General features: G+C 38.0%; 10 protein-coding genes. 2 read left to right on the forward strand and 8 right to left on the reverse strand.

The annotated features are described in order from the left end of the window. The first annotated feature begins 110 nt into the window (after nucleotides 1-110). A complete protein-coding gene (locus tag VL047_RS08090) occupies nucleotides 111-1,001 on the forward strand; it encodes a hypothetical protein (RefSeq protein ID WP_325359617.1) in 891 nt (296 codons plus the stop codon). 56 nt (nucleotides 1,002-1,057) lie between these two features. Next, nucleotides 1,058-1,549: a YajQ family cyclic di-GMP-binding protein gene (locus tag VL047_RS08095; RefSeq protein ID WP_325359618.1), complete on the forward strand. Its 492-nt coding sequence runs from the start codon at nucleotides 1,058-1,060 to the stop codon at nucleotides 1,547-1,549. A 67-nt stretch (nucleotides 1,550-1,616) separates the two neighbouring features. Here the strand turns inward: VL047_RS08095 and VL047_RS08100 are convergent, their stop codons facing one another. The 8 genes from VL047_RS08100 to VL047_RS08135 all read right to left on the reverse strand — a co-directional run bounded on the left by VL047_RS08100 (nucleotide 1,617) and on the right by VL047_RS08135 (nucleotide 14,336). Continuing rightward, a complete protein-coding gene (locus VL047_RS08100) occupies nucleotides 1,617-2,381 on the reverse strand; it encodes a DUF1080 domain-containing protein (RefSeq protein WP_325359619.1) in 765 nt (254 codons plus the stop codon). Between the two features lie 35 nt (nucleotides 2,382-2,416). Next, nucleotides 2,417-3,568 carry a Gfo/Idh/MocA family oxidoreductase gene (locus VL047_RS08105; protein ID WP_325359620.1) on the reverse strand — a complete coding sequence of 384 codons (1,152 nt, stop codon included), beginning with the start codon at nucleotides 3,566-3,568 and terminating at the stop codon, nucleotides 2,417-2,419. Nucleotides 3,569-3,603: 35 nt separating this feature from the next. Continuing rightward, on the reverse strand, nucleotides 3,604-4,635 hold the full coding sequence (locus VL047_RS08110; RefSeq protein ID WP_325359621.1) for a sugar phosphate isomerase/epimerase family protein: 1,032 nt from the start codon (nucleotides 4,633-4,635) through the stop codon (nucleotides 3,604-3,606). A 30-nt stretch (nucleotides 4,636-4,665) separates the two neighbouring features. Then, entirely contained in the window at nucleotides 4,666-5,871 is a 1,206-nt protein-coding gene (locus tag VL047_RS08115) for a hypothetical protein (RefSeq protein WP_325359622.1), read from the reverse strand. A gap of 35 nt (nucleotides 5,872-5,906) precedes the next feature. Continuing rightward, on the reverse strand, nucleotides 5,907-6,962 hold the full coding sequence (locus VL047_RS08120) for an aldose 1-epimerase family protein (RefSeq protein ID WP_325359623.1): 1,056 nt from the start codon (nucleotides 6,960-6,962) through the stop codon (nucleotides 5,907-5,909). 13 nt (nucleotides 6,963-6,975) lie between these two features. Beyond that, a complete protein-coding gene (locus VL047_RS08125; RefSeq protein WP_325359624.1) occupies nucleotides 6,976-9,648 on the reverse strand; it encodes a c-type cytochrome in 2,673 nt (890 codons plus the stop codon). An 81-nt stretch (nucleotides 9,649-9,729) separates the two neighbouring features. Continuing rightward, nucleotides 9,730-11,217 (reverse strand): RagB/SusD family nutrient uptake outer membrane protein, encoded by a 1,488-nt coding sequence (locus VL047_RS08130; protein WP_325359625.1) that lies wholly within the window; start codon nucleotides 11,215-11,217, stop codon nucleotides 9,730-9,732. Nucleotides 11,218-11,237: 20 nt separating this feature from the next. Next, nucleotides 11,238-14,336 (reverse strand): TonB-dependent receptor, encoded by a 3,099-nt coding sequence (locus VL047_RS08135; protein WP_325359626.1) that lies wholly within the window; start codon nucleotides 14,334-14,336, stop codon nucleotides 11,238-11,240. Between the last annotated feature and the right edge of the window lie 132 nt (nucleotides 14,337-14,468).

Below are 14,468 nucleotides of genomic sequence, written 5' to 3' on the forward strand. Positions count from 1 at the left end.
TATGTATTATTCCATAATCATGTGGCCATATTTCAATATTAGAAATTTTTACTATCTTGAATTAAAATAGCCTAATGAACCAGTCCTTATCAACCTAAATCTTTGTCTTTATGAAAAACTTATCCAAACTTACATTCATTGCTCCCTTCCTTCTCTTATATGCATGTGGAGGAACAAATACAGAATCAAACCAAGGCATTAATGACTCTATTGAAGTAAGTCTTAGTCACGTTTGGTCTACTGACACAACTCAATTAGCTACTCCGGAATGTGTCACCTATGATCCGGCAAGCAAAGTTCTGTATGTTTCTAATCTTAATCGGGCAAATGATATTGACAACGATGGTTATATAGCTATCGTTAATACAGATGGTAGCGTAAAAAATGCTCACTGGGTAGAAGACTTGGGAGCACCATTAGGCAATGATATCTATGATGGTCATCTCTATGTAAATGATGGAACGGAAATCGTTAAAATCAATATAGAAAGTGGCCAAATCGTAGAAAAAATAGAAATTGAAGGAGCCAAAAGACTTAATGGTATTTCTGTTGGTCCGAACGGGGATATTTACTCTGCAGATATAGAGGGCAATAAAATCTTCAAAGTAAATCAAGCTGGTGAAGTTTCCATAGCTATCGAAAGCGAAGAGCTTGATAGACCCAATGGGGTTTTAATTAAAGGTAACGACTTGATTATTGCTTCGTTTAATGCACAAAAACTATTATGTGCTAATTTAGAAAGTAAAGAAATAAAAACTCTAGGCGAGGGTTTGGAAAATGCCGATGGAATCATTGCGCTTGATAACGACAATTACTTAGTATCCAGTTGGTCTGGATTTATCCATTTTGTTGGTAATGATTCAAAGGTTCAAAAGATCTTAGATACAAAAGATCAAAATATAAACGCGGCCGATATAACCTTCATTCCTGAAGAAAGCTTATTGATAGTTCCAACATTTAATGCTAACAGTCTAATGGCTTACAAATTGGAGATCAAATAAACATTCGTTAAAAATGATTTATACCTTTACAGAATATTTAAACTAAAGCTACTAAAATGCCTTCATTTGATATTGTAAGCAAGGTTGATGCTCAAACTTTGGACAACGCCATTAACAACGCAAAAAAAGAAATTCTGAATCGATACGATTTCCATAGTTCAAACAGTACGATTGAACATGATAAGAAAACCAATGTAATTACTATTGTAACAGAAGATGATATGCGGTTAAAAGCTATCATTGATACGATTACTGCGCGAATGTTTAAACAAAATCTTGATGCATCAAGCCTTGATTTTGGCAAAGAACATAATGCCGCAGGAAATATGATTCGAAAGGAAATAAAGGTTAAAGAAGGAATCGATAAGGAAACTGCCAAAAAAATTGTAGCTAAGATCAAAGAAAGCAAAATTAAAGTTCAGGCTTCCATTATGGACGAACAGGTTCGTGTACAAAGCAAGAATATTGATGATCTACAAAAAGTTATGGCTTTATGTAGAGGTGGTGATTTCGGTCAGCCTTTGCAATTTATCAATATGAGAAACTAAATAAACGTAAGACGGGGTAGAACAAATAAGTTCTACCCCGTCTTACGTTTACTGAATCAAACAATGGCTATTGCTTGATCTTTATGCTTCTGAATTCTATTTTCATTGGTGGTCCTACGTGCATTTGTAATCCAAGATAACCCGACAATTTACGATTTACCGTATCATTATCTAACACATCGCTCATCAAAACTCCATTGATATAGTGTTGTATCCGGTTACCTTTTGCAACTATACGACATTCATTCCAATCATTATCACGTACTACACTTTTTAAACTCGCAGCAGTACCTAAACTATCCTTAACGATTACAGGTCTCCAAGCATTTCTAGCTACTTTTGCTTTAGCTGTATCCAACTCTGTAGGTACCTCTACAATCTGACCACGATAGGCCAGTGTAGTTCTCTTTCTTTCTTCATAATTCTGACCGGTATAGTTATTTCTACCGTCAATATCTGCCTGATAACCCTTCAATGCAAATGGAACACCATCAACATATTCGCTACGATACTGGATTCCACTATTTCCAACTGAAGAAATCTTATACTCAACTTTCAATTCAAAATCTCCGGGTTGGCCTCCTTCCCAAATTAAAAAAGTGTTGCTTTTTAAAGGGGGAAGAGATTCTTTCGTTTCTCCGGTTAGAACTCCATCAACTACGTGCCAATATACTGGGTCTCCACTCCATCCTTTTAATGTCTTTTTATCAAAAATATCCACAAAACCGTCCTGAGTTATTGTAGTTTGAACGTTGTCTGTACCTTTTTGAGGGACAGGACCAGTAGCATTACTAAAGCTCAATAAAGCTACTAATGAAAATGTTAAAAACATATAATGTTGTTGATTAGAATTATATTATTATATTATTACCACTCGACATTTGTATTCTTCCATTCTTTATCGACTGCCGAATCTATCACTGATTCACACACCTTTTGTGTTTCAAGTGCGTCTTTAAATGTAGGGCCACAAACCTCATTTGACTCCAAACTTTTCAAAAAATCGGCTGCTTGGTGAACAAATGAATGCTCGTAACCTATTGATAAACCAGGAACCCACCACTTATCCATATAAGGCTGATCGCCATCGGTTACATGTATAGAGCGCCACCCTCTAACAATAGACTCATCTGAATTATCAAAATATTCCAGTCTATTTAAATCGTGTAAATCCCATTTGAGAGAACCTTTCTCACCATTAATCTCAAAAGTGAATAATGCTTTATGACCTCTTGCATAACGTGATGATTCAAATAACCCTAAAGAACCATTATCAAAATGACAATGAAAAATACAAGCATCATCTATCTTAACATCCTGTAATTTACCAGTATCTTCATGAACACGTTGTTTAACAAAAGTTTCAGTCATAGCGGAGACGTCCATAATACCCCCATTTAACCACATGGCTGTATCAATACAATGTGCTAACAAATCACCGGTTACACCGGATCCTGCTGCTTCTGCATCCATACGCCAAAAGGCTCTACCTCCCTGAGGAAGATTTTCATTGATTGTCCAATCTTGTAAGAAATTAGATCGGTAGTGAAATATTTTACCTAGTTTTCCTGAATCTACTATCTTCTTTGCAAGGGTTACAGCAGGTAGGCGACGATAATTATACCATACGGTATTCCTAACCTTTGCTTTAGTTATTTCATCTACCATCAACTGAGCCTCTTCTAAATTGCGGGCAAGCGGTTTCTCACAAAGAACCATTTTACCAGCTTTGGCTGCAGCAATTGCAATTTCAGCATGCATATTATTTGGAGTACAAATATCTACAGCATCTATGTCATCTCTTAAGATCAGAGCTTTCCAATCAGTTTCATATGATGCATACCCCCATTGATCAGCAAAACTTTTTACTTTTTCTTCATTTCTAGAACAGACTGCCTGTAATTTTGGTTGAAACTCCAGATCAGGGAAAAAGTTCTTCACTCTATTATAAGCATTAGAGTGCGTTCTACCCATAAAACCACAACCAATCAATCCTATTCTCAATTCTTTTTTTTCCATAATATCTAATCGTTCTTATTGATGTCCTCTTTTACTTATTCATTCCAGCCATGTGCTTGTCGAACCTTAATCATGGTTGCCAAAATATCATTCCATGTCTTCTGTTCCATCATCACGGAATTTGGAAACATGCACCCATCCCAGCAAATATGTTTAAACGCCTTTGTTAATTCACCTTTTTCATCCCGTAACCAATAACCTGCATCATGCACTACGTCTAATTTTCCATTTGGATCTGTTGCTAAACAGTGGCGGCCGGTTTTATCATGCGATCCTGAACCGAAAACTGTTCCGTCATTTTGAGCCACGTGAAAATCATTTGTCCACGGACGAAGGGCACTTGTTAAAGTTTTCAAACCCTCTTCCAGAGTTGCACGGTCACTCCATTCAAAATCTGCCGGAAGAATCCTATCTTCCGGACTATTGTATCCCAAAAGATATAAAAAGGTATGTGACATATCTGCTTGGAAACCAAAATTAGAACGATCTACCCCTTCTAATGTATCTAACATGGCCCGCCAACTATGCATACCTCCCCAACAAATTTCGCCTTCTGCAGTTAAACTTTCACCATATTCGGCCGCAACATCGCAAGCCTCCTGAAAAGTTTGAACAATCAGCTTAGAGTTTGCTACAGGATCTTTTGCCCACTCATCTAAATTACTAGCTGAATCAATGCGAATTAGACTATATGGACGAACCCCCAATTCTCTTAACTTTTTACCAAAAACTGACGACTTTCGAACCATTTCCACGAATTCAGCCCTTTGTTCTTTATTTCCCATTGCCGGACCACCCCAAATAGGCGCAACTAAGGTTCCGATATCAAGGTTTAATGCTGAAACCTTATCAGCTAATCTTTTAATCCCATCATCACTCATATCCAAATCAATATGAGGGTCGAACAATCCAATATCAACCCCATCAAATTTCATCCCATCCACCTCGGCGGCAGCGGTTTTCTCTAACATAGTATCAAAGGAAATAACGGGCTCTGAATCAGATCCTTTGCCTACAATACCTGGCCATGTAGCATTGTGTAGCTTTGGAAAGTTATTCTTATTCATAATATATATAATTTGGTCGTTTAAAAATCTTTATAGTACTAAATCCGGATTGCCTGGCCCGAAATGTTTAAGCATAACAATCGGGTCAGTTGTTGAATGGTTAACAATTGTTACACCTTCCAGAGCTGCTTTTTCTGAAACAAAAAACTCATCATTGGTTAATTGACCATAACGAATCAAGGCAGGAGTTTCAATATCCCAGACTCCCATTTTGCCATGACCTTGCATCATAATCAATCCGTATGCCCCACCGTCCTTAATGGTCACCGTTTTACCAGGCAATACAGTAAGTTCCTTTGCACTAAATGCATCAGATTTATAACATATCCAGTTTTCAACATATCCTTCACTTTTCATTTCATCCAAAGGTTTTACCGGCTTAGGCGCCATAAACCTATTTTCCATCATATTCGGATCAAGGTTAAGATCCCAATCGATTACATCTAATAAAGCTTCATAGTTGCCTTTATCTTCAGGAGGAGTACCCTTCCACAAAAGCTCTTCCGGAATAATAGCTTCATTCACCAGTGACTGGTACATTGCAAAAACATCGGATGCTTTTTGAGGTTCATAAGTACACATACTGCCTGGTGCATGAAGCAATCCAGGAGGAACATCCCAACCTGTACCAGGATCTAGTTGATAAGCTTGTGAAAAACTTGTAATCTTATTATCTCCTTTAGTGAAGTTCATCAAACACTCCTTAATTTGCTCTCTTGTAGTGCCAGGTGAAATGCCCATAAATGTATATGGAAAATCTCCACCATGGTTATTAAGTTGAGGAGGGAAATAGTAAGCTTCAGGTTTACCCTTCTGTCCAACGAGTGCAGCTTTCTCATCATTGTGATGAATATGATGTGGAAGAGGTCCCATATTATCAAAAAATTTAGAATACATAGGCCAAGATTGATACTCATCCCACAATCTATTTCCTATAATTTCCCCTTTCACTTCATCAATAGCATCTTTTAATAATACTTTTTCTACCTTATCTCCATCATTAAATACTATAAAACTCAATCCTTCATGCTCTCCTGTTAAAGGCCCATTCTCCGCTGGCGTAGTAGAAGAAAACCATCTTTCATCTATTCCTCCTCGTTCTCCACCAAGTATATAATAATCATCCGGATGAAGCTTAATTCTTCTCCCAGGCACACAAAATGAGCGGGGAACCCATGTAGGTGCTAACCTCAGTATACCTTTTCCTTGCTCAAGAGCTTTAGTTGTAATACTCATATTCAGATTTTATAATTTATTTAATTGTTTCTATATTAATTAGAACTGTTAGTTGTTTCTTTAGTATTCAGTACGCGTATGGTAAGATCGTACTCCTTCTTCTCTCCGGGATTTATAAATATTAGTGTCCCCGTTTCTCGTGCTTTCTTTTGGCCTATCGGAGGATTGGTTCCAGGCTCCAAACCCATTACATACTCCCCTTTTCCCCAATGCTGCCAATTCGTTAACCAAGGTAACTGATCCTTTCTAAACTCTAGAGTTAAATCAAGTCCTAGTTTTTTATTACGAATTCCAGATTTACACATGCCTGCACTATCTGCATCAACATCAATAAAAACAGCTTCTTCACCACCGCCTAAATGTGCATCAATAGGCGGCAAACAAGTGTGAAAATCATTTCCATCTTTAAAGATTTGATTCTGGCTTCCTGATTCCCTAGGCGTCCATTTCCCACTCCATATAATCTCACTTCCTTCATCTACTAATGGCCATCCAAAATTGCAATGATATAATAGCATATGTGGGGTTGGTGTGTTACCCCTATTTACTATTTCATCTTTAATATTTATTACTGCCTCTCCTAAAACAGCAGAGATTGTTCTTCTCATTACTAAGTTTGGGCCCAAAGGATGCCCTTGTTGTATAATTCCTGTAATGTTCATATCAAATTTACCCATCACAGGATCAGGTTGAATAATCGATTCGATTTGAGCAGAAGTATTGCTAATTTGATCATGCAGACCTCGGTCTCCAAAATCGTCACTTTCTGGTCCACCAACATGGGTTAAACCACATGTTACTAATAATCCGCCACCAAAAGTTCTTAACCATTCCGCACCCTTATTTGAAAATGGCTGAGGACTCACTGCCCCTAAGGCACTATGCCATGCTAAACTATTTTCATTAAAAAAAGCATCAGAGATATCCATGGCTCGATCTATCAAAACCTTAAATCTTAATCCACTACCGGTATTGATCCAAGCAATTCTGGAGCCCTTACCCAAACCATTATCAAGAATGGAAGTTTCAATTCCACCCAATTGATTTGAATTAGAGATTTTATCGAGCCATGGTTTATCCATTGATGTCATTTACTGTTTAATTTTAATTTTTAGGTTTAAATACTTCATGGTTTTCATTTCCACCCGATGTTAAATAAGCAATCAAATCTTTCAATTCATCTTTATTTAACGGACTGATTGTTCCTGGAGGCATAATAGAAACCTCTGATACTTTTACTTCAGCAACATTTGCTTTTGGTATCTCTCTAAGAACTTGTGGAGCATATGGATTTTGCGAAATAGAATATGAATTCGTAGTTTCGTTCACTACTCTACCAAGAACTGAAGTTCCATCTTTCAATGTCAAAACTGTAGAACCATATTGATCTGAAATGGTCTGACTTGGAAGAATAATTGCTGTTAATATATCTTTAGCTGAAAATCTAGTTCCCAATTGAGTTAAATCAGGTCCTGACGAACCACCCTCTCCTTGGACTGAATGACACTGTATACAATTAACTGCTGCAAACATCGCTTTCCCTCTGGCAAAATCACGATTGCCGGAATCGGCTTCAACAACAGGCAATGCAGTTTCTACTGTCCAGTTGCCACGCGGACCTTGAGGTCTGATACCTGTAGCGGCTAATGCAACACCACGTCCCGTACCACTTAAAAGTTCACTTCCAGACATTACATTATAACGAGCAGAATCGGCTTGAGGAACATTTGCTAACGCCATATTTCTAGCAGCATTAATAAATCCTACATAGCTATTGCCACCCTTGTATCCGAATGCATCATAGAACCATTTAAAGTAACTTTCACGCATTTCCGGAGTCCATCCTGATTTGGCATTGGCACCACTTAAAACAGTTGCTAAATATACTTGTTGTGCAGGTGGAGTTTTTGCCAACATTCCGGCAATATCCAATCCATACTGAGGATTCCGCATAATCAAATCAGAAGAACTCATAATAGTTTGCTGATAGGAAGCATCATCTTTTGCTGTAGCAAGCATCGTAACAGTTTTTTTAATCGCTTCCGGAGAATCTAAGTAGACCAATACTTTTGCTAACTCTCTATCTAATTCATTATTCCCAGATGGGTAAAGTGGATTTAAATAATTAATAACAGCAGCCTTTTCTTGATTATCTGGCATTCCTAATCTCAGAATTGCTAACTCAATAGCTCTGGTAAGATCCAATTTCTGATCTACAGGAAGACTTGCAATATTGGCAGAAACCAACTTTTTAAAGATTTGAGCTTTTGAAGCCTGATCTCCAACTCTTACCATTGCAATCATAGCTTGAGTAAGTGCACGAGGATTTGTTTCATTTAAGGCTAAGTTCCTCCAAGAACCTATTGGTTGATGTTCAATTGCGATACGAGCAGCATAACGTATATACCTGTCTTCATGTTTCAAATAAGGCCAAGATACCGATACAGCATTTGGGTGTGCTCCGGCACCATGAAATACCTCTAATTGCTTTCTGATTTTAGCTTCCGGAGTTTCTACCACATTTACAGTTGGAGCTTTGAAGGTTTTATAGTCTTTATGGTATACACGATAAACATCAGAACTTAATCTACGTCCGCCTGTAAGGAAATACATAGCACCATCCGGCCCTATATTACCATCTGTTAAAGGTAACGGTGACCCAGATATAAACTCTTCTGCATTACCTTCATAACCAGCTCCTTTAGGGCTTGTATGAATTGCATATATGATACCAAAACTCCAATCAAAAGCGAACATACTTGTTCTATACTTTTCAGGAAATTTAGCTTTGCCTCCATACATAAAGTTTGTTGGAGACCCCTGACCGATATTAACGATAGCAGGCAAATTATCCGGATAAGCAGGAGACCATTTGCTATTACCTGTACGCCATCCGAATTCACTTCCGCTAGGCGAGAAACTTACGCGTGTTGGACGATACCATGGCATCCCGAAATCCCACTCCATATCTGCATCATACACGAACAAATCACCCGCATCATTGAAATCAAAATCAAAAGCATTTCTGTAACCAGCACTAATTAATTCATAGTTTTTGCCTTCAGGATCTGTTTTTGCAATCCAACCACCTGGTGCCATCCGATTATTGGCATGACCTCTTGGATCCTTTATTAAAGGAAACAAATTGTCCTCTTGCCAGTCATGAGGCAAACGATAATGACTCATTTCAGGAAGATCCGTATGATTCCCAGCTACTATATATAATGATTTGCCATCAGGTGATAACCTGATACTATGCGGACCATGTTCGCCAGGTTCACCGCTCAAAGCGAGTAACTGAGTAATTTTATCGTATTTATCGTCGTTATCTGTGTCTTGTAATCTATAGAATCCATTCTCAGGACCATTTCCATTAGCTACATTATTGGGTGTATTGTTTACCATCACATAAAGACTATTAAATGCATATAATAGTCCTTGAGCATAACCCATGGCTACTTTGGAAGTATCTGTACCCATGGTAAGTTTCTCAACTTTAGGCTTTACAGTACCAGAACCAATTGCAGGAACCTCCAGACGGTATAAGAAACCATACTGATCTGCTGTAATCATTCGGCCTTTATCATCGAAGGTCATTGCAACCCAAGATCCCTGATCATTTTCTGAAGGACTGTAAAGGTGTTCGATTACAAAACCTTCAGGTACAACAATCTTTTCTGTCTTCGGATCCCCGGGCTGTTCACTATCCCACGAAGCAATCACTAGAGCGAGGAACACTAATACCAGAATAGGGATCTTTTTTAGGTAGTTTTTCATAGATTTTAAGTTAATTAGTTTTTGTTTCTTTCAGCAAAAGAACGATAACAATATAATCATTATCGTTCTTATTATGTTCTATTATTTCCATTCAGGATTTTGCTCAATATTATTAAGCCTGGTTTCTCTTTCAGGAATTGGATACAACAACTTCCATGGTTGAATATTATAAGTTGCAGCACTTAAACGATCCAATAATTCTTTTTGCTCATTACCATGTGCTGTCATGATCTCGATAGCCTTACCGCTTCGAAGCAGTTGAAACCAACGATGATTTTCAAAAGCTAATTCAACCCTTTGTTCATGAAGAATAGCATCTTTCAAATCAGGTGTACTTAATCCAGATAGAGGACCTAAATCAGCACGATCACGAACTTGGTTAAGTGGACCGTAAGGATCACCAGAACCTGATTCTGCCATCGCTTCAGATAGCATTAATAGCACATAAGAATAACGGTAAACCGGCATATTTTCATCAGCTCTTGAATTCCTAGGATATGGAGGATGATAGTATTTTTTAATAAATGGAATTGTGCTACCACCAAAATACTCTGCTTCCTGATACTTTTCATTAGCTGCATTAGTAAACATTTGTATCGATGCATCTTTACGAATATCACCCGGTTCGTAAGCATTCACCATACTCGGTGTAGGTATATTCCAAGCACCTAATTGTCCGCCAAAACCTGTAAGAATCTGTCTTCCATCACGAGGTCCGAATGAGAATATCCAATTAGCAGCTTCTGACTCTAAACCAAAGTTAAATTGAATAGCATAAATAGATTCATTGTTATTCTTTTTAGCAGGATCAAAATTATCTGCATAATTGTCCAATAAACCATAGCCCATTGTAGTAACTTCTTGCAATGCTGGGATGGCTAAGTCATACTGCTTTGTTGTTATATAAACCTCTCCTAACAGAGTCATTGCAGCGGCCTTTGTAGCTCTTCCAAGATTTGCTCCTGTAAATTTAGGTGGTAGGTTGCCAGCAGCAGCTTTCGCATCCAGAATAATCTGATCATAAATAGCTTGAACACTTGCCTTTTCTCCTCCAAAAGCATTTTCCGGTCCTGAAATTTCCTCTAATATTAAGGGTACTTCTCCAAATAACCTAACCAGATGGAAGTATTGCATAGCACGTAAGAACTGTAATTCACCCTTGTATTGGTTTTTCAAGGTTTCATCAGCAAACTCGACAGCATCTATTTTACCCAAAACAACATTTGCTTGCTGAATAGTTGTATAAAGTCGACTCCAAACATCTTGTACTTGATTATTGGTTGGAGAAATCAAAAACTCATCAAGCTCTTCTCTTTGTTGAGCTCCACGATTTCCTTCATCGTATTGATAATTCGTATTATCTGATCTCATTTCAGTCATAGCAGGAAAGTTTCCTGTATAGGTTGCCTGTGTTGTAGCGTAAACTCCGTTTACTGCCAAACGTATCTGGTCTTCTGTCTTATAATAGTCTTCACCTCTTGAGAAAGTATAAGGATCAACATCTAGTAGTTTATTACAGGATGTCATACTAAGAAGGAGGAGCGCTATCGCATATATTTTTATTTTCATCTCTATTTCGGTTTAATTAATTAAAATGTAAAATTGGTTCCCAATGTGAATATACGAGGTACAGGATAGTTCGAATAATCTAATCCTGGCACCAATGAACTTTGACTACCTCTATTATAGTTTGTTCCTTCCGGATTTCCAGGATAATTGGTTATCGCTACTACATTTTGTACAGAACCGTATATACGTGCGGTTTTTAAGAAATTAGTTCCGATTCCATTCTTAAATGTATACCCTAATGTAATATTCTTCACCCAGGCATAATCTGTTTTATGGATCATTCCGGAATGAGAATCTCTAAACATTACACGGCCTCTACCTTCACCAGCAGTTGTTGGAACAATCCCTTTTCCAGGATTTGCTTCAGACTTCCATCTGTCAGCAACATCCCTGGTTACATTAAATACTCCGTCAATATTCCAGGTATAATAGCTTGTTGCACGAAGCATTTCTGCACCCATCGCTCCTACTACTAAAACACGAAGATCCAGGTTCTTGTAATTCAATGAATTGGTAAGACCCCAGGTAAAATCAGGATATGGATTTCCAATTACTTCAAAATCTGCGAATGGCGTAATCTCCCCATCTCCATTAACATCTTTAAAGCGCATATTTCCTGGAATCGCGCCAGGGAATTTGGGATATTTATCCAAATCAGCTTGATTTTGATAAATACCTTCAACACGGTAACCGATAAGCATACCTAGTGGCTGTCCAATCACACTAACGTTGGTTGGGTTACCTTCACTACTGCTACCAGAATATAAAGGATCAGTACTTCTACCCAATGCAACTACTTTATTCTTATTGAAGGAAATATTAAAGTTTGTTGACCATCTGAAATTCTCACCATTGATATTACGTGAGTTAATTCCCAATTCAAAACCTTGGTTACGGATATCTCCACGATTTTCCATAGCTGTTCCAAAACCTGAAGATTGTGGAATTTCAGATTCCAATAATAGATCCTGCGTGTTTCTAATATAGAAGTCCGCTGTCATTGTCAATCTATTATTTAAAATAGTCAAATCATACCCCAAGTTTAATTCCCGCATTTTTTCCCATCCTAGGAAAGAATTTCCTAAGTTAGTTTTCCAGCGACCATTGGCTAATCCACTATTAAACGCATAATCATTTGTACCAATATTACTCATGTAACTATAATTCCCGATATTAAAGTTACCAGAGAAACCATAAGAAGCTCTCAACTTGAATTCATTCATCCATGATACATCTTTCAAGAAGTTCTCATCAGATAGTCTCCAACCTAAAGCTAAGGATGGGAAAGTACCCCAGCGATTGTCCGCTCCAAAACGAGATGAACCATCACTTCTTACAGTAGCAGTCACTAAGTATTTATCAAGATAAGCATAGTTAACTCTGGCAAGATAGGAAACTAGACCCCACTCTTGTTTATTCGTATTTCCTGTAATACGAGCTGCAGCATTCAAAGTCTGAATGTCATCATTCGCGAACTCATTTCCATCAAAAGATCCATTTAGGAACTTATTAGATTGTACAGTAAATCCCAACAATGCAGAAAGCGAATGATTTCCTTGTCTAAGGTCATAGTTTAAGGTGTTTTCATTTAGCCAGTTCATAGAAGAGCGACTTGTATATCTACCCGTTGGAATAGATGGATTTGGGTTATTCTGACCTCTTATTGTTGATGGTCTAAAATATTCTGAGTCACCACTACCGTAATCAACATTAAATGTTGATTTTAATTTTAAATCTTTTATAAACTCATATTCTCCATAGGTATTAAATAATACCCTTGCACTACTAGCTTTATTAACAGTTTCATTTAAAACCATAACTGGGTTAGGGTTTCCAAAAGTTCCTGGTGTCTGTATATATACATTATATGAACCATCCTCGTTATAAACTGCTGGAATTGGATTTGCAATGTCGAAAAACTCATCCCTGCCTTGGCCCCTAACGCTACCATTTGTATAGGTAAGAGAAGGTGATAAACTAACTCCTACTCTAAACTTATCTGTTAAATTTGCATCAACATTACTTCTCAATGAATAACGTTCAAAGCCTGTATTGAGCATAACACCTTGTTGGTTAAAGTAACCTGCTGATACATAGGCCTTAATATTATCGCTACCACCACTAAAACTTAGATTGATATCTGACATTGGGGCAACGCGAGTTACTTCATCAAACCAGTTAGTTCCCTTACCAATCAATGATGGATTACGATATATCTCAGGGATCTCATCCAATGATGGCTCTCTTCCTTGCTCATATCTTATTTTATCCATTTCAGCTTCCTGTCTCCACTGTGCAAACTCCTGACCGTTCATTAAATCAGGCCTCCCCTTCTGAGGAACTTCTTGCAAACCGGTACTTGCAGTTAAAGCTATCGTAGGCTTACCACTTCTTCCTTTCTTGGTATTAATAATCACTACTCCGTTTGCACCTCTCGAACCGTAAATAGCGGTAGCAGAAGCATCCTTTAAGATAGTCATTGATTCAATATCCTGAGGATTGATCTCACTCATCGGATTGGATCGCTGACTAGAAGAACTAGGAACGGGAAAACCATCGATTACATATAATGGCTCACTAGCTGCCCCAACGGCACCAACACCACGAACTCGTATTTGAGGTCCCCCTCCAGGTATACCATTGGAAGTACTAACATTCACGCCAGCAACCTGTCCGGCAAGAGCTTGGTCAGGAGAAGCTAATGCTTGATCTCTCACATTTCCCATCGAAACAGTAGATACAGATCCTGTTACATCTTTACTCTGCTGAGTTCCGTAACCAACAATAACAACTTCTTCCAACCCTTCCGAGCCGCTTGCAAGTGTTATATTAATTGTTCCGGCACTTCCAACAGTTCGTTCCTGCTCGTTATATCCGATGTTTCGAAAAACAAGTACAGAACCCAACGGAACCGAAATTGAATAAGTTCCCGTCGCACTAGTCACAGTTCCCTGTTGTGAGCCTTTCACTAGAACGGAGACCCCGCCAATTGGGCCAGCTTCGTCCCTAACAGTTCCCGTAACTTGAACGGTCTGTTGAGCAAAAACAGTAAGACTAAATAAGAGGCTGCAACAAAGCATGAGCAGCTTTTGGCTAAAGAATAGATAAAATCGCATCATAAGTATTGGTTTTAAAGGTTATAAAATAACGATGGTTATAAAGTAAATATAGCCAGGCCTGTGGGTAGCGGCAACCTGCTCTATCCTGATGCAGCTGTAAATTCAGGATTCAATTGAATAAATCTAACAGGA

Origin of the sequence: Albibacterium sp., assembly GCF_035514885.1 — a bacterium.
Lineage (GTDB): Bacteria > Bacteroidota > Bacteroidia > Sphingobacteriales > Sphingobacteriaceae > Albibacterium.